We start from the raw sequence: 25,415 nt of genomic DNA on the forward strand, positions 1-25,415 counted from the left end.
CTTGGTGCAACTGCTCCTTGCGTGGTGACGGGGCGGCGTGTTCGACCCCGGTTCTTGAAAACGATGCTGGCGGTGGAAATAGTCCTGGTGGACACCGGGCGTCAGGCGATGATCCTGGCTCCCGGCGCCGGCCCGGCGGCGATCTTGACGCTGCGGCAGGTCCCGGAACCGGCGACCTCCGCCGCGACCGCGGCGGCCGCCACCGGGTCGTCGCACAGCAGGGCGATCGTCGGCCCGGAACCGGACACCAGCCCGCCGAGTGCACCAGCGGCCACACCGGCGCGCAGGGTACGACGCAGGCCGGGTTGCAGCGAGATCGCGGCGGCCTGCAGATCGTTGCCCAACATCGCAGCCACCTTCGTCGGGTCGCCCGAGCTCAGCGCGGCCAGCATGTCCTGGACCTCGCCGACCCGCGGTGGGTCACCGGCCGCCCGTAGACGGTCCAGCTCGCCGAAGACGGCCGGGGTGGACAGCCCGGAGTCCGAGATCGCCAGCACCCAGTGCAGCGGAGTGCGGGCCAGCACCGGGGAGAGCCGCTCACCACGACCGGTCCCGATGGCGGTGCCGCCGGCCAACGCGAACGGCACGTCCGAGCCGAGTTCGGCCGCGTACTCGGAAAGCTGGTCACGGCTCAGTTCCAGTCCCCACAGTGCGGCGCACCCGACGAGAGCAGCTGCGGCATCGGCACTTCCGCCCGCCATCCCACCGGCCACCGGGATCTGCTTGAGGATGTCGATCGCGACCGGCGAACCCTGGCGGGTGCGTTTGGCCAGCAGCCGGGCCGCTGCCCCGGCCAGATTCTTGGCGCCAGGCGGAACCCCGGCGAGACCGGTGGACCGCACGGTATTCCGCGGAGCGGCGGAGAGGGTCAGCTCGTCCACCAGGTCGACGGCGTGGAAGACGGTGACCAGATCGTGGTAGCCGTCCTCACGCAGATCACCGACCGAGAGGAACAGGTTGATCTTGCCCGGCACCCGGACCCGGACCGGCCCGACCGGTCGCCTCGTCACGTGCGCGCCTGGTCGGGCTGGTCGGCCGCATCGGGCTGCTGGTCGGCCTGGTCGGGCTGCTGGTCGGCCTGGTCGGGCTGCTGACCCCCCTGGTCGGGCTGCTGGTCGGCCTGGTCCGGCTGCTGGTCGGCCTGGTCGGCAGCGTGTCGGGCGTCGGCGATCCGGGCGAAGGCGTCGATGTCGAGCATCTCGCCGCGCAGACCCGGGTCCACGTCGGCCGCCCGCAACAGCTCCTCCGCGCGCACCGGCGAACCGGCCCAGCCCGACAATGCTGCACGTAATGTCTTGCGGCGCTGGGCGAATGCCGCGTCGATCACCGCGAACACGGCCTTGCGGTCGCCGACCCGCGGGGTGTCGTGACGGTCGAGGGCCACCAGCGCGGAGTCGACCCCCGGCACCGGCCAGAACACCGAGCGGGCAACGGCTCCGGCCCGTTTTGCGGTGCCGTACCAGGCGGCCTTGGCACTGGGCGAGCCGTAGGTGCGCGAGCCCGGCGGAGCGGCCAGCCGGTCCGCCACCTCGGCCTGGACCATCACCATCACCCGCCGCAGGGACGGGAGCTCGGCCAGTAGGTGCAGCAGCACGGGGACCGAGATGTTGTAGGGCAGGTTGGCCACCAGCGCAGAAGGTGAGCCCGGTATGTCGGCCCCCGAGAGCGCCATGGCGTCGGCGGTGATGACGGTGAGGTCGGCGGTCCGGCTCGGCGCGTGAGCTGCCACCGTGACCGGCAGCAGCCCGGCCAACCGCGGATCGATCTCGACGGCGGTGACGGTGGCCGAGGTCTCCAGCAGGGCCAGCGTCAGCGATCCAAGGCCGGGCCCGATCTCCAGGACATGACCCGACGGATCCAGTTTCGCGGCAGAAGCGATGCGCCGCACGGTATTTGCGTCGTGGACGAAGTTCTGCCCGAGGGTCTTGGTCGGACGCAGATCCAGCTCCGCGGCGAGCCGCCGGATCTCGATCGCGCCCAGCAAGGTCACCTCGGGTGGACGGGACCTACTGTCCCCTACGGCTGGCTGCCCCAACCCCGAACGAGGATCGTCATCACGCACGCCAACCATCCTGACACGGCGAACGCCTTGCGCCCGACCGTTAGCTCATCCTGCTTTCATCCGAGGCCGTAGGAGTTACTTGACATGGAGAAGAAATGCCCGTTGGCCGCGTTCCGGCACGTAAGCCCCGTTTCACGGCTCTCGCAGGTGTAGCTGCCCTCGGTGAGGCTGTACCCGTAGGCCAACACCGAGCCACCCAGACCATCTGAGCTGCGACACCCCAAGGTACCCGAGCCCGCATCGCTGAGGTCGAAGACTGATCCCCAGTTCGACTTGCAACTCTGCCCTGGAGGCATCGGTGGTACAGCGTACGAGTGGTCCGCAATCCCACACCGCGCTCCGTTGGGAGCAAGACCACACTGGATTCCGCCCGGTGAACTAAAGGTCACGTAAGTACCCTTTTCACCAAACGTGGATGCCCCTAGCGGGATGACTTGCGAGAACGTCTCGAGGGCGATGCCTAAAGTTGGCTGAACCGGCGTAACGAATGTCGTCAGCACGGAGGGTTGCCCCACCGTTTCAGTGACTACCACAAGGGTCTGGGTCTGAGTGCGGGTCTGAACGGGCAGCGGGCCGGGAACCGACGTCACGATAACCGTTCTCGGCACAATCTTGATCGACGTTGACGTCTTAACGCGTGCGATCGACGACTTCGCCACGGAGGCAGGGCGCGGACTGGCGGGAGCCACCTCGGAAGCGGTCTGCGCAACGGAGCTCACTAACGAGCTGGCCGGCGCAGACGAGACGGCGGGCGCAGACGAGACGGCGGGCGCAGGAAGAGCCGTCTGATCGGCGCTCTTGCTCTTCTTCGATATCACCACTACAGCGGCGACAAGAACTGCCACGACAGCCAGCGCCACCGCCCCACCTATCAACCAACCCTTCGACCGAGAGCGTTGCGGTGGCATCTCCATCCGCATCATCGGGATGACGCCAGTACTCTTGGAAGCTGAGAGAGTCTGGCGCTGATCCCGGATGTCCGCTCCGCAGCGGCTGCAGAAGGCCCCAGTCTCCCCCGTTGAACCGCAGTTTGTGCAGTCTTTCATGTCATGCACCCCCCTTTCTGGATCTAGCACCGCCAACACAGGTCACTCTCGGACTCAGCCAGATGATACAGCCGCACTCACAACTGGTTCAGATCCCCGCGGCTACGAATTCGCTGGCTTCTGGGCCGAGAACTCAGCTCCTCCGCCGAAGCTGCTGGGACAGCACGAGTGACGCCAGCACAGCCAGCAGGAGTGTCCCACATCCCAGTACGCCGACAGCAGTCCAGAAGTGAGTCAGATCGTGAGACCAGATTGCGTCCAGACCGGACGGTGAAGGGGACAAGCTATCTGTGCGCGTCGGAACAGCGTTGAGATCGAGCTCGGACCCCAGCGCTGAGGCTGCCCATCGGGTTGGTACGAGGGTACTGACCATCCTCAATACATCGCCGGATGTCCCGGGCGGAAACGGTATTGCCAGCCCGGTCAACACGACCTCCGCAGCGAGGAGACCCATCAGGACGAACACAGCCTGCCGCAGATCCGCAGCGACCGTCGACACGAGCAGTCCGACCGACACCGCCGTGAGCGGCACCAAACACCCCACGATGAGAATTCCGGTCGGGCCCGGCAACAGCGGGCGGTCGGACCCTGGCACAACCAACAAGGTCCCCAGCACGGAGGACAGACCCAGCCAAAGTGCCACTGGCGTGAAGGCCAGCATTCTGGACATCAACACCGCGTAGGCAGAAATGCCCCAGCGTGCTTCTCGAACGAGGACTACGCGGTCAGCGACAATGGACGAAAACGACAACGACATGGAAAAGAACGTCAGGCAGACGATGAGAATCAGGGCTGCCGCACGTGCGCCTCCTGGGCTCTGTCCGACGGAGTAACCATGCGACGCGGCCGAATAGGTCAATGCCACGACAATAATTGGGTAGAGGACCGCGGTCCTGATTATTGATTTCAGGACCGCTCGCTGACGAGCGAACTCCCTCATCAACAACGTGCTGAACTGGCGCCAACTCGATGTCGCGCCAGGCGTCGACGGTACCGATCCGGAAGCTAAGGCCGGCAGGGATGTCAGATTGTCCACTTGACCCACAGCTCTACCCTGCCGCAAGCGATCCATAACAGTCGCGTAATCCTGCGCTCCAAACGCTGTCAAGAGTTCAGACGGAGGTCCAAGAAAGCCGCGGTGGCCGCCAGCTGCCACGGCTAGAACGATATCGGCTTGGTCTAGATTTACCATAGAATGTGTCACCACGACGACCGCGCAGCCGCGTCCAGCGATGTCACGAAGTAGTCTCATCAGATTGCGGTCTAACCCTTCATCCAGGCCGGACGTAGGCTCATCAAGGACCAGCAACATAGGGTCACTGAGCAATTCCATCGCTATCGAAAGCCGCTTCTTCTGGCCCCCGGAGAGCGACCCAGCCGATTTCTCAGCATCCTTTCCCAACTGCACCTGCTCAATGACGTCCTCGACGCGGCGAGCTCTCTCGTCGCTTGGTAGATCAGCGGCAAGTCGCAACCGTGACACCAGCAACAATGACTGTCGAACCCCCAACTCGGCATACAGGTCCGGGTGTTGAGGAACGAAACTCACCAAGTTCATCAACTGATCGCCCGCTTTCGAGAGGTCGATCCCACCCAAAAACAGACGACCCGCAACGACATTCACACCACCCGTGAATGCGCCGCATAATGTAGATTTACCAGCACCAGAAGGGCCAATCACGGCGAGTACCTCATTCGAGCCCAGATCAAAAGATATGTCTCGTGTCGTGGGTTCGTTAGCTGTTCGATATTGTAGAGTCACACCCCTCAGGCGTAGGCGAGCCTCACCAGCCTTGGCACCTCTGGGCATCAGCAGCAATTGACCGACGGGGCTAACTTGGAACGTTCCGTGACCGATCATGAACTGTTCAGTCGGCCCTACACGGGCTTGGAGAACCGGCACACTGCGGACAATCGGGCGGAGGCGCGGCGCAAGGCTCCGGATGTCGAGATACTCGCCGTTCCATCTCAACCGCGCGTGCTGGAGCTCGATATCTACGCCGTCTAGCTGGATCTCAGCCGGACCACCACGCCGACCCACCACGGCGTCGACGCCATTGACCAGATCCCAGGATATCACAGAATCTTCTGGAGCCTTTCGATCACCGCCCCCTGCCGTCATTTTCGAGAGCTCCTTGCTTCTAACTTCACCTATAGGCGGCGAACTCGTAAGCGGGACTAGCATGTCTGCCGCAGCAAGGGTCACTTGCAGGTGTACCCGATGGCTATCGATCGCCACAGTCAGGATAGTGCTGGATCCAGCAGTCAAGGCCGGAAAACTGAACTGCCGAGTGGCGTCGATGAAAACTCCGTCGACCCAGAACCACGCGCGAGGGTGAAGACGTTGTACGACCCAACCGCCCAGGAAGCGAAACCTGAACCAGGGCGTGGGGCCCTCGCGGTCACTGAGCGCGAAGTTGCCCCCCTGGTCGACACCGCCGACGTGTACTCCCGGCTCAAGGTTCCAACTCTGGTCTCCATGGACGACCGACAGACTGTCCTGGATAATCATTGACGCTCCAACATAGTTGTGGTTGACGAATCCAGGATCCCTCAGGACTGTAGATACACGAGCACTACGACAATGGACGAAATAGCGAGGAGCAGGGAAAGGCCCACGACTATCTGCCAAGGCTGGAGCCAACGACTTGAACTGGCGGACCCGACGGCCTGACCTGCCGGGCCGCCATCGAGGTGAACCTCGGACTCCCTACCTCGAAGACGTCCGTCGAACTCGACACATGACCGCCACCCACGACCTAACCCCTCAAGTAACTGGTCGGAGAAGTTACCCGTCCCGTCCAGTAAGGTGCCTAACTGATAAACATCATCTGTGGTGAGATATCGACCTAAGTGATCGGTCGAAACCTCGAACGCTCCGAGATCCTCGGCAATACAACGCATTGCGATGAGTGCAAACTTGTACAAGTCCGACCTGACGGTGAACTCAACACCCTGGGCAGACTGAGAGAGCGTAGATTCCGGCGCCTTATACGGCAGTGGGTCCATACCCTCATGGGCAGACCGACCCAGTAGGAAAAACGAATCGCAATCGATGAACAGGTTGCGAACGGGCCCTGCGGTCCCCGGGAGGGCGGGGCCCGTAGTCAGAATATTCTTCGGTTGGAGATCTCCGACGACCACTTGCAACCGGTGAAGGAATCGGAGATTCATCAGAAGCTCTCCCAGGCGCCCCAGCTTATGCGGCATCTCGAAATACTCCCGCCCTTGGGCATGAGCAACCGTCCTGCCGACGGCCAACGACGTGAGATGCCTTGGTTCAAGACGACCCTTCCTCGTCGTCTGAAAGTCCTCATCGGCCGGACGCATTAGAACACCCACCAATAACCCATCTGCTGAGACCAGGGAAGAGGGCCAAGCACACAAGGTTAGGAGTCTATCTCGATCGTCGGACCGCAAAGTCGAGGGGAACTCCACGAGGTCGGATAGGACTTTAGCATCGAGACTGGCCAAGTAGTCGTCGTTGAACCTCTTAAACAACTGCGCCTGCCCCTGGAAGGAGCATCTCCAGATGGTCGCCGTGCCTCCAGAAGCGACTCTGACGAGGTCGCCCAACCGCCAGGACTCCACAGTCACTCCGACAGGATAGGCGTGGGCGTCGGCCATCAGCCACCATCAGCGGGGAAGGGCGAGACGGCAACAAGCGTTCTGTCGTCGTAGAGTTGACGGATCTGAAAGTCTAGGAGTGCACCGAACGTGTGAGCAGGAACTCTGAGATCTATCATCTCTCGGATGGCTTCGGCGAAATAGTCTGGCGCCAGGTCGATGGCTGAAGTCAGGCCGTCAGATGCGAACAGCACAGTAGCGCCAGCCGAGAGTTTGACCAAGCCGGCCTGGAGGCGATGGGGCTCCTTTGGCAGCGAGTCAACAGCGTTGCTCACGAGCGAACCTGCCCGGAGACCACGAAAGACATCGAAGGAAACAGCCGAAATCCAGTTCAGTTGACCTTCGGGTTCGACCGTGGCGAGTCTACAGTCGCCTACAGAGGCCCACGCAAGTTCGACCATCCCAGAGTTGTCCAATTCAATAGCTGCAACTAGTAGAGTGCAGGCCGGATCGGTTTCCACCTTTCGCGACGGAACATCTCGAAGCGGACGGTATCCCAGAACCGCAGCGTAGGAGTCGACCGCATGTGGGCTCAATTGCAGGCAGACCTCCTCGACAAGCGCTGGAGCAAGACCGGTCCATTGTTCAGCGAGCCGCACTTGGCCAGGCACAATTCGGTCTCTCAGGAAATCGACTGCAGTACGCACTGCTTTGAGGGATGCTGCGTGTGAATTTCTGGCCGCGCCTAGGCCATCTGCGACCGCGACTATGCAACCGGTCCAGCCCTCGACGCCACCCAATGCGTAGGAGTCTTCCCGCGGATTGCACTTCACCGCATGAGCGAAGCCAAGTTGGGTGGCAGCATAGACATCAAACGGCCCGATGCGCCCTGTGTCAACACTGAGTCCAGCTGTTCCCGAGCTGGTTCCCAAAGGCATCCGGATAATTGTTGGCTTGGTGGTGACCGTCGAAACCGAGTGCCGTCCACCCCGCGGCTTGCGCGACTCGTCCATTATCTCGGAAGAGTCTGCCTCTGGCTGAGGGAGAGTCGACGGTTGCATTTCAGCAGGCGCTGGGGATCGCGCGAAAGTGGCGCCTATATTCGGTTCAATGGGATCGGTCTTGAACGACGTAGATCGTCTGCGAATGATCCCGCTTAGGTACCCCAGCAGCGCGGCAGTCACGGTGCAAAGAATGGCTAACAGAAGACCAGCGCTCACGTCAGCTTTGTCATTCCTGCTGGCACCCGGAACTCTAAGTGCCCCGACCCTGAGCTATTGCCGATTGAATGCATAATGCTTTCGATGATTTCGGCGAGCAATGAATCAGGCGCCTGGCCATTTGCCATGCAGGCGATTCCTCTGGGTCGCCCGCTTGCGATTTGACGGACTGTACCGGGGGCAACGTCGCCCAGCCCAAGCGCAACTATGGTCGGACTGACTGGGAAGTTGGGATCTTCGAATCCCTCGCGCAGATGGATCCAGTCTGATGTTGTCTGCATCCGTCCACGTACTTGTGGATTCCCATCCGTGATGAAGTATATAGCTGGCGTGTAGAGTTCGCACCCTGTTGCAATTAGCCTCCTAACGTCTTCACGAATCTGTTGTTGAAGATGTTTGAAAATCGCAACATAGTCTGTCGAGTATTGCCGGGTCATTGGACTGATCACCAGGGCAGACGACTGCTCAGAATTTAGCGGAGTAAGAGGGAGGACGGTTTGCGGCTCATCTCCGAAAGCAATTACTGACACGTGGGCCGTGTCGCGGACTGATATGTCGTCCTCTAATGTCTCGATTAGACCCGGAAGTGACTGTTCAATTTGCTGAAACGGGGTTAAAACGTCAAGATGCCTTGAACCACGACGAACTCCCGGCGTCTCCAAGAAGTCAGGATCCCACATCGAACGGGAGACGTCACAGACGACGTAGAACGGGAAGACTCGGCGTCCGACGACCCCTACCGGTCCTGTCCATCGCACCATGGGTATCCATCTCCGACTCACTCAGGTCGGAGCGATCCCCCCCGGCAGACGGACACTACCAGGTACTAGCTCGGTCCCGTCCTGTTATAGAGGGACGTGATCAGAAGGGATCGATCACAACTCGGCGATGAGAGCGTCGATCCTTTGGACCGAAGCGCGCCGAGACCGTGGGTGGTTCCGCACGACTATTGCTCCGCCGTCTAGATTCTTGGTCAGCGCAACTTCCACAGCGGCATGGCGAGGTGCCCGAGGTTTTAGCGCCTGATAGTACGACGAGCGTGGAGCTCGATCGCCGTCAGACGTTCCGACCAGCGCACGAATCCAAGACTCGTCGAAGCTCTCTGATGTCTGCTCCGTTGCATGATGCTTGCTCATGGCCCTTCTCTTCCTTCAGGTTGGCGAACCCTTCAAACACTTCTGCGTTGTGGCATCGAACCGTCGCCCAGCTGCGTAAGTTCCAATCGCTAGGGGAATCTCAGCCAGCTGCGTACCCACAAGCCCAAGGCTCAAGGCCACGCGCCGCGTAGACCCGTTCGGCGATCGCGATCTGCTGGTCCTTGCTGGCGTGGTCAGCACGATCGGCGTACTCGCCGCCGCCGTTGCTCAGCCACGTTCCGCTGTCGAACTGCAGCCCACCGTAGTAGCCATTGCCGGTATTGATCGACCAGTTGTTGGTCGATTCGCAGTGCGCAATGGCATCCCAGTTGACGCTCCAATGGCTGGAGTCCGCGTAGTAGTCTGCGGAACCCGGCGCAGCGGATCCCGAACTCGTGCTCGGCGCAGCACTGGAGGTCGGCGCAGCACTCGAGGAACTGGGACTCGAGGACGAACTCGGGGACGAGCTCGAGGACGACGAACTGGGCGCCGTGGTCGGGGACGCGGTGGTCGTCTCGACCGCCGGAGCGACGTAGGTACCGACGTGGGTGACGGTGCCGATCGCTTCCTTGACCGTCTTGCGTCCCAGCTCCTGGGGCGCACCGACCTTCCCGTTGACGACCTTCATGCGGTAGGTGATCTGAACGGCGCCGGCGTGACCCTGCTGGGTGACCTCCGACGTGCCCTGGTCGATCGAGTCGTCGTCAACGGTCTGGTCGGCCGGCTGCGCGACCACCTGGGTCTTGGTCTGGAGTTGGTAGCCGACCCGGGTGATGGTGATCCGCAGACCCTGCTTCAGCGCGGTGGACGGCGAGGGGGCGACGAGGTCGTCCTTGCCGATCTTGACCCCCTCGGCCTTCAGCAGGTCACCGACGGTCCGGAGGCCGGACACCTTCGCCGCGGCCTTCCCGGCACCATCGGCGATGACGACGGTCGGCAGGGTGCGAACCGTCACGGCCACGCCGTCGGACAACACGGTGCCGAGCGACGGGGACACCCGGTCGTTCCGGCCCAGCACGATGCCCTCCTGGGAGAGCAGCTGGCCGACGGTCTTGGCCGGCGAGGTGACCGTCATCTTCGATGATCTGACGTGCGAGCCGGCCACCGACACCGTGTGCAGCGAAGCCGCGGTGATCTGCAGGCCGACCAGGGGAATCGTGCGGGAGCGGTTCGCGGACAACTGGAAGTCCGACGGGTTGCGGCCGATCTCGGCCAGCGCCTCGTCGACGGTCCGCGCCGTGGTCCAGATCTGCTGCTCGCGTCCGTCGATCGTCACGGTGAAGAGCCGACCGCGATTGAGCGCGATCTGCGAACCGTCCGAGATCGACGCAGCGCCGGCGGGGGCCAGCGTGTCGTGCGAGGAGACCTGGAGGCCGGCTGCCGCCAGGGCACCGTCCACGGATCCGGCCAGGGTGGTGATCTGACGCTGGGTGCCGTCGACCGAGATCGTGACGGTCTTGGTCAGGGCCGCGACGGTGCCGCCGCCGACGGTCAGTGCACACACGACCGCGGCCACGCCGATCAACGCAGGCTTGCGCCAGCGGTTCGCCTTCGGCGCCTTCGGCGCGGGCACGGGGACCGCGGTGGCCTCCGACGCGGCCTCGGTGGCCGGGATGTGATGGACGACAAGGCTTTCGGGTTCGTTCTCGCCCTGGCCGTCGACCGGCTCGGAGGTGAGGTCCGAGGTAGCAAAGGGTTCCGAGGATGCCGCTGTCACCTCAGGAGCTGCGGCATCAGACGCTGCAGCATCAGATGCTGCGAGATGGGGAGCCATGCCATCGGGAGCGCCTACCGCGGGGACGGATCCTTCCGCAGCGCCATCCGCGAGGGGCTGGGCTCCGAACTGATCGAAGAAGGCCTGCGCCGACCCGTCCTGCGGGTCGTGCGCGTCGTTGTTGGAAGCCAAGTCACATCCGTAGCTCGAACCGTGCGGGCAGGGGTAGGTGCATCTGCAGTTCGCCGACCGGTCCGTTTGACGATGACCGATCCTGCCGACATGCGAAGGGCAGGCGTTGAGTGCATCGCCCTGACGTTCCAGAGCGACGCGGACAGCACCTGCCCCGATGCACCCGGGACTTCCCCATCCCGGCTGTTATCACAGGACAGTAACGGCACGGGCACGGGTGGGCAACCTCTAGAACGTTCACAGATTGGGGCGAGGTTGCCCGCCCATGATCGTTTCACCGGTTTCCGTGCTCAATTCACCCGTATGCCGTACACACGCTCTGTGGTCCGATTCACCTCTTCGCACAGACCTATCACATCTTGCCGGCGTAGTAGCGCCAGCGCCCTGACCGTGTAGGGCAGCGCGAACGGCTCGTTGCGCTTTCCGCGGTGCGGGTGGGGCGTCAGGAACGGCGCATCCGTCTCGACCATGATCAGATCCGCCGGCGCGAGCACGGCGGCGGCCTGAAGATCGACCGCGTTGCGGAAACTGACCGGTCCGGCGAAGGACATCACGTAGCCGGCGTCCGCGCACTTCCTGGCCATCGCCGCGTCGCCGGAGAAGCAGTGGAAGATGACGCGCTCGGGCGCTCCCTCGTGGTCCAGGACCTCGAAGACGGCGTCGTGGGCATCACGATCGTGGATCATCAGCGCCTTGCCGGTGCGCTTGGCCAGATCGATGTGCCAGGCGAACGCCTCCGCCTGGACGTCGTGCGGGGCGGCCTCCCAGTAGTGATCCAGACCGGTCTCGCCGATGGCGACCACCCTGGGGTCGTTCGCCAGCTCTTCGATCTTCGCCCTGGCGGTTCCATCCAGCCGATCGGCACGGGTCGGGTGCAACGCGACCGCCGCGTAGAGGTCAGGGTGCCAGTTCGCCGCCTGCACGGCCCAGACCGCCGACTCGAGATCGTCTGCCACCGTGACGACCTTCGTCACCCCGACGGCCCTGGCTCTCGCCATCGCCGCGGCGACGTCATCCACGTTCTCGCATCCGCACGCGTCCAGGTGCGTGTGCGCGTCGGCGACCGGACCCGGCAGGGGTTCCGGCGGCGCCGCGAGCGAGCGGCCGCGCAGTGATTCGTGCAGCGGCATCGTCAGACGATCGGGGCCCAGGACGGCCCGGTTTCGCCCAGCACCGGATCCAGCTTGGCGAACAAAGGGACCGGCTTGGACAGCGGGGTGCCCGGCACGATGTCGCGGCGGGCCCAGACCGCCAGCTGGTGACGGTAGTCGCCGGTGATGACCGGATACCGCCGCACCGGCGGCGCGCCAACGCCCTCGACGTCGTCGTCGAAGTCCGTCACCTCTTGGATCTCCGGTTGGGCGGCCCAGACGCCCTGTCCACCCAGCGCTTCGAAGACTCCCTGGGAGGAGTGCGGCAGGAACGGGGTCAACATCGTCTTGGCGTCGTCGACGACCTGCAGGGCGGTGTGGAGGACGGTGGATTGACGCTCGGGATCCCCACCCAGCTTCCACGGCTCGGCGTCGGAGATGTACTTGTTGGCCAGGCCGACCACCCGCATCGCCTCGGCCATCGCCTGCTTGAACCGACTGCGGCCCAGCAGGTCTCCCACTGTCGCGAAGGCAGCCTCGGACGCCTTGAGCAGCGTGGTGTCCAGTTCGGTCCTGGTGCCGGGCGTCGGTATCTCGCCGAAGTTCTTGTGCGCCATCGAGACCGTGCGGTTGACCAGGTTGCCCCACTCGTTCGCCAGCTCGAAGTTGTTACGGCGGACGAACTCGTCCCAGGTGAAGTCACTGTCCTGGTTCTCCGGGCCGGCCGCCACGATGAAGTACCGCAGCGCGTCGGGTCCGAATTCCCGGATGAAGTCGCCGACGTAGATCACCGTGTTCCGGGACGTCGAGAACTTCGATCCGCTCATCGTCAGGAACTCGCTGGATACCACCTCGGTCGGCAGGTTCAATGCACCGAGGCTCCCCGGCGAGCCACCGCGTGAACCGAGTCCGTTGTACGCCAACAGTTCCGCGGGCCAGATCTGCGAGTGGAAGGTGATGTTGTCCTTCCCCATGAAGTAGTACTGCCGGGCCTGCTCGTCCGACCAGAACCGGCGCCAGGCATCGGGGTCCCCGCCATACCGCCGGGCCCACTCGATGGACGCGGACAGGTAGCCGACCACGGCGTCGAACCAGACGTACAGCTTCTTGTCGCCGCGGTCGCGCCATCCGTCCAGCGGAACCGGTATGCCCCAGTCGATGTCGCGCGTCATGGCGCGAGGCTTGAGGTCGGCCAGCAGGTTCAACGAGAACTTGAGGACATTCGGACGCCAGTCGGTCCTGGTGTTCAGCCACTCCCCGAGCGCTTCGGCCAGCGCCGGCAGGTCGAGGAACAGGTGCTCGGATTCCACGAAAGACGGTGTCTCGCCGTTGATTCGCGACTTGGGATTGATCAGGTCGATGGGATCCAGCTGGTTGCCGCAGTTGTCGCACTGGTCGCCACGCGCGGCGCCGTATCCGCAGATGGGACAGGTGCCCTCGATGTAGCGGTCCGGCAGGGTGCGGCCGGTGGACGGCGAGATGGCGCTCATCGTCGTCTTCGGCACCATGTACCCGTTGCGCTCGACGGTGCGGAAGAGCTCCTGCACGACGGCGTAGTGGTTGCGGGTGGTGGTGCGGGTGAACAGGTCGTAGCTGACGCCGAGCTGCTGCAGATCCTCGACGATGACCCGGTTGTAGCGGTCGGCCAGTTTCTGCGGCTTCACCCCCTCGGCATCGGCCAGCACCAGGATCGGCGTCCCGTGCTCGTCCGTCCCCGACACCATCAGTACGTCGTTGCCGATCATCCGCTGGTACCGGGCGAACACGTCGGAGGGGACGCCGAACCCGGACACGTGCCCGATGTGGCGCGGGCCGTTGGTGTACGGCCAGGCGACCGCGGTCAGTATGGAACTCATGACTTGTAGGTTAGTGCGGCCGGCCGAACCCTTTTCCCCACCCCGCCCGCGCTTATCAACTTCGTCGGCGCTCATGATCGTCGCGGTCTTGGTGCAGGTGGGACAGAAATCGACCCGATCATGAGCGCGACAACCCACGCGGTGAACTAGCTGCGCGCCGGCGCGCCGTACCGCAGACCATCGAAGACCAGGTCGACGAGGGCAATGGCACTGGCTCCGGCGTCAGGACGGTCGGTGGCCATGCAGATACCACCGAGTGCCCTGATCACGTCTCCCGGCTGGAAGTCCGGCCGGATCTCCCCTGCCTCGGCAGCCTTGGTCATGAGCGAGCCCGCCGAATCCAGCAAAATGGCCCTGGCGTCGACGAACAGGTTGGTCTCGGTATCCATCATGGACTTGAGCAGCACGACGAGACCGCGCTTGACGGCGCCATATTCGACGAATCCGCGCATCCACAGCCGGAGGGCGTCGGACGGCCCGTGGGTCAGCGGCAGTTCCCGGGCAGCGGTCTCGAGTCCCTCGATCTGCTTGCGATAGACAGCGAGGACCAACGCCTCGCGCGTCGGGAAGTGCCGGTACAGAGTGCCGATGCCGACGTCGGCACGACGGGCGATCTCCTCGAGGGCGACGTCGACCCCCAGGTCGGTGAACGCGGTGGTCGCTACCTCGATCAGCTTGTCCCTGTTGCGCTGGGCATCGGCCCTGAGTGGACGCACAGCTGCGGGTGACGTCGGTGTCACAGCGGGGATGGTCACGGCACTTCACGCTCCTCGCGCAAGAAATTTCGGTTGTGAGCTTGCATAACCGGAGGAGCCCTCCGTATAGTTCTAACCGGAGGCAACCTCCGGATGCGATCCGGAGGGACCATCCGTTTCGATCGTACGCCCCGCTGGGGTGTGGAAGGAATGACCGCCGTGATCCAATCCCCGTCCATCCTCGAAGAGAAGACAGCCGCCCGCCGACGGCTGCTCGTCCTCGGACTGGTCCTCACCGCCCAACTGATGGTCGTACTCGACGCGACCATCGTGAACATCGCTCTCCCGGACATCTCCGGAGCATTGAACTTCTCCCCCACCGGCCTGTCCTGGGTGATCAACGCGTACACGTTGGTCTTCGGCGGCCTCCTCCTGCTCGGCGCCAGAGCAGGTGACATCCTCGGCCGCAGAAAGGTTTTCCTGGCCGGCATCGCGCTGTTCACGGTCGCTTCCCTGCTCGGCGGGTTCGCCACCTCGTCCGGACTGCTGCTGGCCGCCCGCGCGGTGCAGGGTGTCGGAGCCGCGTTGGCCGCACCGTCCGCTCTCGCCCTTCTGATGACGATGTTCCCGGACGCCCGCGAGCGCACCAAGGCAATCGGCTACTACACGGCCGTCTCCATCGGCGGCAGCGCCGTCGGCCTCATCGCCGGCGGCATGCTGACCCAGTGGGTCTCCTGGCGCTGGGTGCTCTTCGTGAACGTGCCGATCGGCATCGCCGTCATCGCCATCGCGCTGCGGGTTCTTCCTGAGACTGCCCGTCGCTCCGGTCATTTCGACCTGGCCGGTGCCATCACCTCCACCCTCGGCATGACCGGCCTCGTCTACGGGTTCGTCCGTGCAGCGTCGTCGGGTTGGGGCGATCCGGTCACCCTGATCGCCTTCGCGCTGGGCGTCGTGTTGCTCGGCACCTTCGTCGCGGTCGAGGTGCGTGCGCAGTCCCCGATCGTGCCGTTGCGGCTGTTCGCCGACCGTGATCGTGCGGTGTCGTATGTGGCTCGGCTGCTGTTGGTCGCCGGGATGATGGGCATGTTCTTCTTCCTGACCCAGTTCCTGCAGGACGTCCTTCACTACTCGGCCGTCGTGTCCGGGCTCGCCTTCCTGCCCCTGACGATCGTGCTGTTCACCGCCTCGCAGGTCTCGGCCCGCGTGCTGACCGGCCGGTTCCCGGCGAAGACCGTCATGGCCGTCGGCCTGACGTCCTCGACGCTAGGCCTGCTGTGGCTGACCCAGTTGCACGCCACCAGCAGCTATCTCGATCTCCTGTTCCCGCTGGTGCTGTTCGGCCTGGGCAACGGACTCGCTTTCGTACCGCTGACTTCCACCTCGCTCCGCGGCGTCGAGCCGGCTGACGCCGGTGCTGCGTCGGGTCTGGTCAACGTCATGCAGCAGGTCGGTGGGGCCCTCGGTCTTGCCGTCCTGGTGACGGTGTTCGGCAGCGCGTCCCGTGCCGCGGTGTCCCCGGCCGGTGCCTCGGCCGTGGAGAAGGCGCAGCATGCCTTCGTCGTCGGAGCCGATCGTGGGTTCTTCGTGGCCGCGTGCTTCCTGGCCGCGACGGTGATCCTGGTCCTGGTGGCGATCCGCCCCCAGCCCAAGCCGGCCGCGGTCGCCCAGGACGGGGACCTGGACAGCGAAGCCGCCGAACTCAGCGCCTCCGCCGCCGCCGCCCACGCCTGACCCCGCGCTTATCAACATCGTCAGCGCTCATGATCGTCGCGGTTTTGGTGCCAGAGTGACATAAATCGACCCGATCATGAGCGCAAGCCCGACGCCCCGCCTGATGCCTCCAGCATCAGGCGGGGCGTTCTTGCCTTCCGGATCCTCGGACTGCGCACCGATTCCATCCACATACCCCTCGGCCATCCACAATTCACCGATGCACCTGGCCCGGGACGACATCTGTGAAGAGACTTCGCAGGATGAGCAACCTGGCGGATCGGCGACAGATCTCGATGCTCGTCGACCTCCATGGGGCGGTGTTCCTGTTACGGGATGCCGACGCGGCCGGCATCTCGCGCGGGGTGCTCAGGCGGATGTTCGCCACGGGGGACCTGCTGCGGCTGGCCAAATCTGCGTTCGCGCTGACGGCGACGATGGCTGACGCATCGCCGTGGGAGCGGTTTCGCCTGCGATCGATTGCCTTCGCTGCGTGCGCCCAGGAAGGAACCTTCCTGACGGGTGCCGCTGCCGCAGCGGTCCTCGGCCTTCCGATGATCGCGGACCCGCCCGCCCTGCCGATCGCAATCCGGCATGGGAGTCCCCATGCCGGACACCGGCTGACGCCCTATGGCTCGGTACGGCACGGACCCCTACCACTGCGGCACCGCACCACGAAGAGCAACGTGCCGGTCGTGAGTCCGGCGTACTGCGCGATCGACGTCGCCCGGCACTTCGGTCCGCGAGACGGTCTGGTGGTCGCGGACAAAGTACTGCACATGGGGACGCCACGCGAAGTACTGGCTGACCTCACCAGGAGGATGGACCGATACCCAGGCATCTCAGAAGCCCGGTGGGTGGTCGAGCACGCCGACCAGCGCGCAGAGAGCCCACTGGAAACGTTGGGCCGCTTTGCGTTTCTCAGTGCGTCCTTACCGGCGCCGAAGTCGAATGTCTGGATTCCGGTCGGTGGGCAGTGGTTCAGGGTCGACCACCTGATACCCGAGACGGGAGTGATCCTCGAGGCCGACGGCGCGGTCAAGTACGACAATCGGGATGACGCATCCGTACTCATCGCGAACGATCGGGATCGTGAACGACTTCTCCGCGGACTTGATTTCGGACTCGCCCGCTACCAATGGGCGATTGCCGCGCACCGGCCGGCCGAAATTCTCTATCGCGCTCGCGAGGCCGCCCGCCTCCGAGGATCGAAGCCCATTCCCACCTGCTGGACGCTCGACTCACCGTTCGCCTGACTAGCGCTTATCGTCGTGGCCGTTTTGGGACTCGTGTGGCACGAATCGACCCGATCATGAGCGCCGTCGAAGTTGATAAGCGCGACAGGGTGCGGGGGTCAGGCATCGATCTCGGTGCGGTCGCCGGACCACAGGGTGTGGTAGGTGCCGTCGGAATCGACGCGCTTGTAGGTGTGAGCCCCGAAGAAGTCGCGCTGGCCCTGGATCAGCGCGGCGGGCAGGCGAGGGGAACGCAGGCCGTCGTAGTAGGACAGCGCGGACGCGAAGCCGGGTGTCGGGAGACCGGCCGTGGCCGCCCCACCCACCACCGAGCGCCAGGAATCCTGCACGCCGGCCATCGCCTTCGTGAAGTACTCGGTGAACAACAGGGACGCCGGGCGCTCGCTCTTCCCGTCGTAGGCCTCGGTGATCCGGTTCAGGAACACCGCGCGGATGATGCAGCCACCACGCCAGATCCGTGCCACCGCACCGAGATCGATGTCCCAGTCGTACTCGACGGCGCCGGCCACGATCTCGTCGAGACCCTGTGCGTAGGCGACGATCTTCGACGCGTAGAGCGCCTGACGGACGTCCTCGACGAACGCTGCCTTGTCGGCCACGGTCATCGACCCGTCCGGCCCCGGCAATTCCCCGGCAGCAGCGCGCTGGTCGGGCAGCGAGGATAGACCACGCGCGAAGACCGCCTCGGCGATGCCCGAAACCGGCACGGCGAGGTCCAGCGCGGTCTGCACCGTCCAGGTGCCGGTGCCCTTCATGCCCGCGGCATCCACCACGACGTCGACGAACGGCTTGCCGGTCTTGGCGTCGACCTGACGGAGCACCTCAGCGGTGATCTCGATGAGGAAGGAGTCGAGTTCGCCCTTGTTCCACTCGGCGAAGATGTCGGCGATCTCGGCCGGCTCGAAACCCGCGCCGCGCCGCAGCAGGTCGTAGGCCTCGGCGATCAGCTGCATGTCGGCGTACTCGATGCCGTTGTGCACCATCTTGACGAAGTGCCCGGCGCCGTTCTCGCCGATGTGCGTGCAGCACGGCGCACCGTCGACGTGGGCCGAGATCTTCTCCAGGATGGGTCCGAGCGACTGGTAGGCCTCGGCGGACCCGCCCGGCATGATCGACGGGCCGAGCAGTGCGCCCTCTTCACCACCGGAGATCCCGCACCCGACGAAGTTGATCCCCTTCTCCTTGGCTGCGGCCTCCCGGCGGATGGTGTCGGCGAACTTGGCGTTGCCGCCGTCGATCAGGATGTCGCCCGGCTCGAGGAGCTCGGACAGCTCGTCGATGACGGCGTCGGTCGGGCCACCCGCCTTCACCATGATGATGATCTTGCGTGGCACCTTGAGCGACGCCACGAAATCTGCCGCCGACTCGGAGGCGACGAAGTCACCGTCGGAGCCGTGCTCGGCGATGAGCGTCTCGGTCTTGCTGTTGGAGCGGTTGTGCACTGCGGTGACGAAGCCTTTGCTGGCGAAGTTGCGCGCCAGGTTCGAACCCATCACGGCCAGGCCGGTGACACCGATATCGGCGGTGGCGGTGGTGTCGGACATCGATGACCTCCAGGAAAGGGGTACTGCTCTCGGGGTGCGGGTGATGCGGGCCGTGGCCGCGAAAAGGTCCGGGTTCGGCGAACAGGGTTCAGCCTTCCGTACCCCTCGCCAGGCCCACCAACCGGGTGGGCGATGGGGTGTGCGGCCGCGGCGGTGAACGAGTGAGGTACTCGACCACCGCTGGACATCCAGACGTCAGGCGAGGGCTGACTTCACGGCGGCGGCGATCTTCGAGCCGTCGGCGCGACCGGCCGCCTTGGCCTGAGCGGCCTTGATGACCACCCCCATCTGACGGATCGTCGGGGCCTCGCCGGAGGACGCGGTCAACTCCGCGATGACGGAAGCCACCAGGTCCGGGATCTCGTCGTCGGACAGCTGCGCCGGCAGGTAGGCGGAGAGCACGGCCGATTCGGCCCGCTCCTTGTCGGCCAACTCGGTCCGGCCGGCGCCGTCGAACGCCTCGGCGGACTCCTTGCGCTTCTTGACCTCCTTGGTCAGCACCGCGAGCACCTGCACATCGGTGAGTTCGCGGGCCGTGCTACCGGCCACCTCCTCGTTGGTGATCGCCGCAAGAGCCATCCGCAGGGTGCCCAGCGTCAGCGCATCCCGCGCCTTCATCGCCGTCATCATGTCGGACCGCAGTTGCTGCTTGAGTTCGGACATCGCTCCACCTCGGTTCCAGGCCGGGCGGGAACCCGACAGTTTTCAAAGTTAGTCGCCCACCGGGTCGGACGGCACCGGAGATTCCGCCGATCCAGCCCGGGCCGAGGCGCGCAGACAGCGAACGACACGGCTCAGCTGCGGTGTCCCACGGCGTAGACGGTGCGGCGGGGCAGGCCGAAACGCGCGGCGATGGTATCGACGGCGTCGCGACGGGTCGAGCCGGCTGCGACGAGTTCCGCAACCGCGGCACCCAGCGCTTCGTCCGACGGCGGGCCAACGGCGTCGGCCGAGGCGCCCCCGATCACCAGGGTCACCTCGCCCCTGACCCCCTCGGCGCCGGCGGACAACTCGCCGAGCGTGCCGCGCCGGACCTCCTCGTAGGTCTTGGTCAGCTCCCGGCACAGTGCCGCCGGACGATCGGCGCCGAAGGCGATCACCATGGCCGCCAACGTGTCCGAGAGGCGGTGGACGGATTCGAAGAACACCATCGTCCGCGTCTCGCCGGCCAGCGCAGACAGTGCGGTGGCCCGCTCCCCCGACTTCCGGGGCGGAAAGCCCTCGAAGGTGAACCGGTCAGACGGCAGACCCGACAGGGCGAGTGCGGTGATGACCGCACTGGGTCCGGGGACGGAGGTGACGGGCAATCCGGCGGCAGCGGCGGCCGCCACCAGTCGATAGCCGGGATCGGAGACGGACGGCATGCCCGCGTCGGTCACCAGGACCACCGTCGCACCCTGCCGGATCCGGTCGAGCAGACCGGGGATCCGGGCCTGTTCGACAGCCTCGTAGTACGACAGGACGGTCGCGGAGAGGGAAACGCCGAGATCGGCGGCGAGCCGGTGCAGCCGTCTGGTGTCCTCGGCAGCGATCACGTCGGCCGTGGTCAGGGCCTCGATCAGCCCGGCCGAGGCGTCCGAGACCCGCCCGAGCGGGGTGCCGGCCAGCACCAACCGCCCCGTGTCGGCTTCCGCTTTCATGTCCTCACCTTACGATCGACCTCATGACTGCCCCGCCCACCGTCGATTCCCGGAGCGACGAGTCGGACGTCAGCGGCGACGCGACGCCCGTCCGTACGGGTCGTCCCAGCGTTGTCGGGTTGGACGAGACGGATCCGCTGCAGGCCAGGTCAGATCCGGCCGGAGGCGTGGTCGCGATCGGTGAGGTGCCGGCGATCGAACGGCCGCTCAGGCCGCAGCGCCGCACGCCGTCGAACCCGCCGGCCGACCGTTTGCGCGGGTGGATCACCACCATCGTCCTGACGATCATCGGCGGGTTCACCCGCCTGTGGAACGTCGGCAGTGCCTCCGACAACGGGACCCCGCTCTTCGACGAGAAGTACTACGCCGTCCAGGCCGCCGAGGTCGCCCGCAACAGCGGCGTCGAGGACAACCAGGCCTACGGCGTGATCGTCCACCCGCCGCTGGGCAAGCAGCTGATCGCCCTCGGCGAGAAGTTCCTCGGCTACACCCCGACCGGGTGGCGCCTGGCATCGGTCATCGCCGGGACCCTGGTGATCCTGATGATGGTCCGGGTCGTCCGCCGGATGACCAGGTCAACCCTGATGGGCGCCATCGCCGGCATCCTGATCATCTGCGACGGCGTCAGCTACGTGCAGGCCCGCACCGCCCTCCTGGACGTCTTCCAGGAGGTGTTCATCCTGGCGGCCTTCTGCTGTCTGATCGCCGATCGCGACCAGGTGCGGGCCAAGCTCAACGCATCGATCTACGACGGGTTCCTGCCCCAGAAGACCCGGGTGCCGTCGTTTCTCCGGCTCTGGGGGACCTGGGGCGAGCGCGCCGGAATCGCCCACGGCGCCCGTTGGTGGCGATTCGGCTGCGGTCTGTTCATGGGCCTGACGATGTCCATCAAGTACTCGGGCGTCTACTGGATCGTCGCCTTCGGCGTGCTGAGCGTCATCTGGGACATCACCGCACGTCGCGAGATCGGCGTCCGGCACCCGGTGCGCGCCGTCGTCCGGCGCGACCTCTTTCCTTCCTTGTGGTCGCTGGCCGTCATCCCGTTTGCCACGTACATCGCCTCGTGGTGGGCCTGGCTGTTCTCCGAGGACGGGTTCCCCCGCCACGTCCTGGTCGCGGCGACCCGCGACGACTGGCACAACGGCGGCAACACGATCTGGTACTGGCTGGCCTCCCGCTGGGACAACTCCCTGTGGCAGTGGACGTGGAAGATGCTCGACTTCCACTCGACGCTGGACACCCCGACCAATCCGGCGGACCGGCACCCCTGGGAGTCGAAGCCCTGGTCGTGGCCGATCGGCACGAGGCCGGTGCTCTACTACGTCAAAGACGGCCAGACCGGCTGCGGTACCGGGCGAACCGACTGCGTGCAACGTATCTTCCTGATCGGGACACCGGCACTCTGGTGGATCTCGCTGTTCGTCTGCGCCTGGGCGCTCTGGCGTTGTGTGGCCAGGATGGACTGGCGCTACGCCGCCGTCCTGGTGGGTTACGGAGCGGGCTACATCCCGTGGTTCTTCAACCTGAACCGCCAGATGTACTTCTTCTACGTGACCCCGCTGGCGCCGTTCCTGGTCATCGGCATCTGTCTGGTGTTGGGCGACATCCTCGGTCGGGCAAGGGTCGGCGTCGAACGGCGATACCTCTCCATCGGCATCGTCGCGCTCTACGTGGGGCTGGTGGTGGCCAACTTCATCTGGCTGCTACCCATGCTCAACGGCACCTCCATGACCCCGGAACGGCTCAACATGGAGACGTGGCTGCCTTCCTGGGGGTGATCCGGACTACCGACGGCGGACCAGGAACGGGTGCGGGGCGGACTGTCGCGGGCCACCCGACCGGAGCGCCCGGAGTGCTGTCGAGCACCGGGTATAGGGTCGATTGAGGACCTGCCGAACACATCCGCAGGGAACATCGCAGCCTGCTGCGGTGTCGACGTCAAGAAGTGAAGGAGGCCGCAATGGCCCAGTACACCTTGCCCGAATTGCCCTACGACTACGCCGCTCTCGAGCCGTTCATCTCCGGTCAGATCATGGAGTTGCACCACTCGAAGCACCACGCCGCCTACGTCGCCGGGGCCAACACCGCTCTGGACCAGATGGCCGAGGCGCGCGAGAAGGAAGCCTTCGGCACCATCAACGCCCTCGAGAAGAACCTCGCGTTCCACCTCGGTGGCCACATCAACCACTCGGTCTTCTGGCCGAACCTGGCCCCCGGCGCCGGCGACAAGCCGGACGGCGAACTGGGTGCTGCCATCGACGAGTTCTTCGGCTCGTTCGACGGTTTCTCCAAGCAGTTCAGTGCCAACGCCAACGCCATCCAGGGGTCCGGCTGGTCCATCCTGGCCTGGGACACCCTCGGCCAGCGGCTGAACATCCTGCAGTTGTTCGATCAGCAGGGCAACATCCCGTTCGCCCAGGTGCCGATCCTCCTGCTGGACATGTGGGAGCACGCCTTCTACCTGCAGTACAAGAACGTCAAGGCCGACTACGTCAAGGCGTGGTGGAACGTCATCAACTGGGCCGACGTCACGGCGCGGTTCACCGCCGCCCGCGACAAGACCTCGGGTCTCATCGTCCTGTAGTGCAGGCCCCTGGTCCCGTAGCCAGGAAAGTTCCTGTCATCCCGAAAGCCCCTGGCGCACAACGCCAGGGGCTTTCGGTCTTCACCGCCGGTCGTTGCGGGCGGCTCAGTGGCAGTGACTCATCCCTGGCGTGGGCGGGACGTCCAGCGCGGGGTTGCGGTCGAAGAAGCCGAACGGCTTGAGCCAGAACGAGACGGTGTCGGCCGGCATCACCGGCCAGTCCTCCGTCCTGGTGATGTGGTGGATCCCGAACACGTACCAGAGCACGACGTCGGAGTCCACGAGCGGCTCGTCGTCCGAGATCCACCTGGTCAGGCCGTCATCGGTCTCGCTCTGCGTCGGATAGTCGCCACAGGGCCACTTCTCGTCGTCGTGCTGTCTGGTCACCCACAGCGTGTGGCCGATGACGGGTGCGCGCAGGAACTGAGGCGCACCCGGCGCCATCAGTGGCGGGATGGCCGCCCCCGGCACGAGTTTGTATGCCACCGGCGTCCCGATCGCGTTGGTCCGGTGCGGATTCGTCACCTTCCAGGACCGCTGTGTACCGAAGTCGTAGTCGCGGCCGGACGCCGACTCCGAGGCGATCACCGTCGACCGGGTCCGCAGTTCCAGTCCGTACGGGTTCTCCGGGGAAGTCTCCGGTGCGTAGGAATCGACCTCGACCACTGTGTTCGACTGGCCGTCGACGTCGAGATCCAGTCTCGCCACCAGGAAGTGCTGGTGGAATGGCGCATACGTCCGTTGGTCGACCAGGGTGCCGGTGGCAGGCACCGGATCGCCCGGGGCAATTGGCGTGGTGACCATGATGCCGGTAGCCCTGATCTCGCATTCGATGTTGCCGTCGGTGTAGAGACGCCAATAGATCAGATACTCGTAGTTGGCGACCGTGGCGTGCATCGACACCACGAGTCGACGCATACGCCGGACCTCGACGCGGCCATTGTTGTCCACGTGCTTCCAGAGAACCGCATTGTCCTCCTCGTGAATGCAGATAGCCTGTGGGATGTCGTACGGCACTCCTGCTGAATTAGCGAGAGTGGCATCGAGATAACGGATCTCACCCAGACAGTCACAACCGAGCTGCAGCGAGGTGGTCATGTATCCCAGGCCCCACTCGCCGATGTCGTAGGCCGTCCGGCGGTAGTGGTCGAAACTGGAATCCCGATAAGGCACGATCATCTCGGCCAGTGAGATCCGGTGGGCGATTTGACGGGAAACGCCGCGATCGGCATAGGCTATCTGGTGCAGAACCAGGCCCTCACGATGGTTGAAGCCGACTCGTAGCGACCAATTCTGCCAATGGAGTTCGTTCCCGTCGAGCACGAACCCAGGGCCGTCGGGCTGGGTGATGTGCAGTGCCTTGACGTCGTCTCGAAGCACCTGGTCGGGCACCAGATCCGGTTCGTACTCGCCCATCACCGGTGCCGGCGGTGGCGGGTTGTCGACTAGATCCAGATCCAGCAGTTCCATCGTGTTCATGTCGACGATCAGCTTGATGCCGGAAACCGGGTTGGCGTAGGGGTTCCCGTACCGGCTGGAGCGCAGCCAGACATCGGCCCATCCGAGCCGCCGATCGGTCCACTGCGGTGGCATCAGCGCCTTGCCGTACGTCCAGACGTCGATCACCACCAGCGAGAGATCGCTGATCCCGCGCTCCGCCAGCGCCGCGATGACCCGTGGTTCCAGCTTCATCGCGTCTTCGCAGTCGTGCCACTCGTCGATGGTGAAGTTGGGTGTGACGCCGGGAACCTCGACCAGGCTGTCGATCTCGCCGATCACCAGATCGACGACGGCCTCACGGGTCAGGTTGTCACGCCGGTCCCAGAACACCGACGACGAGCGACGTGGAACCGGGTCACCGACGCGCCAGGCCAGCATCTGCTGCTTCGGAGGTTCGGCCAGCGTGATCGACGCGAAGCGATAGGTGTCGCCGACAGCGCCTGCGGCGCGCAGGAGTTCGACCGTGCGGCTGATCTCGGCCGCGCTCAACGGGTCGAGCGGATGCAGGTCGGTCACGAAGTCCTCCAGGTGCCGGGCGCTGGGCTGCGCATACCGATGTGCCCTGATCCGGCAATTTCAAGCCGAAAACGGGCAGATCT

The 25,415-nt window shown here is 64.8% G+C and carries 18 protein-coding genes; 4 read left to right on the forward strand and 14 right to left on the reverse strand.

The genetic code is table 11. From position 1 onward, the window contains the following. Positions 1 to 101: 101 nt before the first annotated feature. From ABIB25_RS11195 to ABIB25_RS11240, 10 genes are all read right to left on the reverse strand, one after another. Complete coding sequence (locus ABIB25_RS11195; protein ID WP_354528525.1) at positions 102 to 1,010, reverse strand: 4-(cytidine 5'-diphospho)-2-C-methyl-D-erythritol kinase; 909 nt, start codon at positions 1,008 to 1,010, stop codon at positions 102 to 104. Then, entirely contained in the window at positions 1,007 to 2,062 is a 1,056-nt protein-coding gene (rsmA, locus tag ABIB25_RS11200; RefSeq protein ID WP_502919795.1) for a 16S rRNA (adenine(1518)-N(6)/adenine(1519)-N(6))-dimethyltransferase RsmA, read from the reverse strand. Before rsmA ends, ABIB25_RS11195 begins: the two co-directional genes overlap by 4 nt. A 56-nt stretch (positions 2,063 to 2,118) precedes the next feature. Beyond that, a complete protein-coding gene (locus ABIB25_RS11205) occupies positions 2,119 to 3,108 on the reverse strand; it encodes a DUF6636 domain-containing protein (protein WP_354528526.1) in 990 nt (329 codons plus the stop codon). A gap of 133 nt (positions 3,109 to 3,241) precedes the next feature. Further along, positions 3,242 to 5,230, reverse strand: coding sequence for an ATP-binding cassette domain-containing protein (locus tag ABIB25_RS11210; RefSeq protein ID WP_354528527.1), 1,989 nt, complete (start codon positions 5,228 to 5,230; stop codon positions 3,242 to 3,244). Between the two features lie 1,504 nt (positions 5,231 to 6,734). Then, complete coding sequence (locus ABIB25_RS11215; RefSeq protein WP_354528528.1) at positions 6,735 to 7,613, reverse strand: protein phosphatase 2C domain-containing protein; 879 nt, start codon at positions 7,611 to 7,613, stop codon at positions 6,735 to 6,737. Between the two features lie 278 nt (positions 7,614 to 7,891). Then, entirely contained in the window at positions 7,892 to 8,656 is a 765-nt protein-coding gene (locus ABIB25_RS11220) for a vWA domain-containing protein (protein ID WP_354528529.1), read from the reverse strand. A 475-nt stretch (positions 8,657 to 9,131) separates the two neighbouring features. Next, the gene (locus tag ABIB25_RS11225) at positions 9,132 to 10,937 is read right to left on the reverse strand and encodes a resuscitation-promoting factor (RefSeq protein ID WP_354528530.1); all 1,806 of its coding nucleotides are present in this window, start codon (positions 10,935 to 10,937) and stop codon (positions 9,132 to 9,134) included. Between the two features lie 290 nt (positions 10,938 to 11,227). Continuing rightward, positions 11,228 to 12,067, reverse strand: coding sequence for a TatD family hydrolase (locus tag ABIB25_RS11230; RefSeq protein WP_354528531.1), 840 nt, complete (start codon positions 12,065 to 12,067; stop codon positions 11,228 to 11,230). A gap of 2 nt (positions 12,068 to 12,069) precedes the next feature. Beyond that, positions 12,070 to 13,884: a methionine--tRNA ligase gene (gene metG, locus ABIB25_RS11235; RefSeq protein WP_354528532.1), complete on the reverse strand. Its 1,815-nt coding sequence runs from the start codon at positions 13,882 to 13,884 to the stop codon at positions 12,070 to 12,072. Positions 13,885 to 14,030: 146 nt separating this feature from the next. Continuing rightward, positions 14,031 to 14,639, reverse strand: a complete 609-nt coding sequence (locus ABIB25_RS11240; RefSeq protein ID WP_354528533.1) for a TetR/AcrR family transcriptional regulator — start codon at positions 14,637 to 14,639, stop codon at positions 14,031 to 14,033. Positions 14,640 to 14,789: 150 nt separating this feature from the next. On the opposite strand from ABIB25_RS11240, the gene ABIB25_RS11245 reads away from it, so the two are divergent. Both ABIB25_RS11245 and ABIB25_RS11250 read left to right on the forward strand, forming a co-directional pair. Beyond that, the gene (locus tag ABIB25_RS11245; RefSeq protein ID WP_502919796.1) at positions 14,790 to 16,313 is read left to right on the forward strand and encodes an MFS transporter; all 1,524 of its coding nucleotides are present in this window, start codon (positions 14,790 to 14,792) and stop codon (positions 16,311 to 16,313) included. 242 nt (positions 16,314 to 16,555) lie between these two features. Then, the gene (locus ABIB25_RS11250) at positions 16,556 to 17,548 is read left to right on the forward strand and encodes a type IV toxin-antitoxin system AbiEi family antitoxin domain-containing protein (protein WP_354528535.1); all 993 of its coding nucleotides are present in this window, start codon (positions 16,556 to 16,558) and stop codon (positions 17,546 to 17,548) included. A gap of 98 nt (positions 17,549 to 17,646) precedes the next feature. Here the strand turns inward: ABIB25_RS11250 and gnd are convergent, their stop codons facing one another. The 3 genes from gnd to rsmI all read right to left on the reverse strand — a co-directional run bounded on the left by gnd (position 17,647) and on the right by rsmI (position 20,732). Next, the gene (gene gnd, locus ABIB25_RS11255) at positions 17,647 to 19,092 is read right to left on the reverse strand and encodes an NADP-dependent phosphogluconate dehydrogenase (protein WP_354528536.1); all 1,446 of its coding nucleotides are present in this window, start codon (positions 19,090 to 19,092) and stop codon (positions 17,647 to 17,649) included. 195 nt (positions 19,093 to 19,287) lie between these two features. After that, positions 19,288 to 19,755, reverse strand: a complete 468-nt coding sequence (locus ABIB25_RS11260; protein ID WP_354528537.1) for a GatB/YqeY domain-containing protein — start codon at positions 19,753 to 19,755, stop codon at positions 19,288 to 19,290. 131 nt (positions 19,756 to 19,886) lie between these two features. Next, positions 19,887 to 20,732: a 16S rRNA (cytidine(1402)-2'-O)-methyltransferase gene (gene rsmI / locus ABIB25_RS11265; protein ID WP_354528538.1), complete on the reverse strand. Its 846-nt coding sequence runs from the start codon at positions 20,730 to 20,732 to the stop codon at positions 19,887 to 19,889. A 23-nt stretch (positions 20,733 to 20,755) separates the two neighbouring features. Between rsmI and ABIB25_RS11270 the strand changes: the two genes are divergently transcribed. Then, entirely contained in the window at positions 20,756 to 22,510 is a 1,755-nt protein-coding gene (locus ABIB25_RS11270) for a dolichyl-phosphate-mannose--protein mannosyltransferase (protein ID WP_354528539.1), read from the forward strand. A gap of 182 nt (positions 22,511 to 22,692) precedes the next feature. Next, complete coding sequence (locus ABIB25_RS11275; RefSeq protein ID WP_354528540.1) at positions 22,693 to 23,316, forward strand: superoxide dismutase; 624 nt, start codon at positions 22,693 to 22,695, stop codon at positions 23,314 to 23,316. Positions 23,317 to 23,421: 105 nt separating this feature from the next. Here ABIB25_RS11275 and ABIB25_RS11280 read toward each other — a convergent pair whose 3' ends face one another. Continuing rightward, positions 23,422 to 25,332, reverse strand: a complete 1,911-nt coding sequence (locus ABIB25_RS11280; protein ID WP_354528541.1) for a primary-amine oxidase — start codon at positions 25,330 to 25,332, stop codon at positions 23,422 to 23,424. Positions 25,333 to 25,415 lie beyond the last annotated feature (83 nt).

The organism is Nakamurella sp. UYEF19 (genome assembly GCF_040546275.1).
Classification (GTDB): Bacteria; Actinomycetota; Actinomycetes; order Mycobacteriales; family Nakamurellaceae; genus Nakamurella.

Coding starts and splice junctions, on each gene's coding strand:
- ABIB25_RS11205 (WP_354528526.1), bottom strand. CDS start 3,108: ATGAAAGACTGCACAAACTGCGGTTCAACGGGGGAGACTGGGGCCTTC.
- ABIB25_RS11210 (WP_354528527.1), bottom strand. CDS start 5,230: ATGACGGCAGGGGGCGGTGATCGAAAGGCTCCAGAAGATTCTGTGATA.
- ABIB25_RS11215 (WP_354528528.1), bottom strand. CDS start 7,613: ATGCCTTTGGGAACCAGCTCGGGAACAGCTGGACTCAGTGTTGACACA.
- ABIB25_RS11220 (WP_354528529.1), bottom strand. CDS start 8,656: ATGGTGCGATGGACAGGACCGGTAGGGGTCGTCGGACGCCGAGTCTTC.
- ABIB25_RS11230 (WP_354528531.1), bottom strand. CDS start 12,067: ATGCCGCTGCACGAATCACTGCGCGGCCGCTCGCTCGCGGCGCCGCCG.
- metG (WP_354528532.1), bottom strand. CDS start 13,884: ATGAGTTCCATACTGACCGCGGTCGCCTGGCCGTACACCAACGGCCCG.
- ABIB25_RS11245 (WP_502919796.1), top strand. CDS start 14,790: ATGACCGCCGTGATCCAATCCCCGTCCATCCTCGAAGAGAAGACAGCC.
- ABIB25_RS11250 (WP_354528535.1), top strand. CDS start 16,556: ATGAGCAACCTGGCGGATCGGCGACAGATCTCGATGCTCGTCGACCTC.
- gnd (WP_354528536.1), bottom strand. CDS start 19,092: ATGTCCGACACCACCGCCACCGCCGATATCGGTGTCACCGGCCTGGCC.
- ABIB25_RS11260 (WP_354528537.1), bottom strand. CDS start 19,755: ATGTCCGAACTCAAGCAGCAACTGCGGTCCGACATGATGACGGCGATG.
- rsmI (WP_354528538.1), bottom strand. CDS start 20,732: ATGAAAGCGGAAGCCGACACGGGGCGGTTGGTGCTGGCCGGCACCCCG.
- ABIB25_RS11270 (WP_354528539.1), top strand. CDS start 20,756: ATGACTGCCCCGCCCACCGTCGATTCCCGGAGCGACGAGTCGGACGTC.
- ABIB25_RS11275 (WP_354528540.1), top strand. CDS start 22,693: ATGGCCCAGTACACCTTGCCCGAATTGCCCTACGACTACGCCGCTCTC.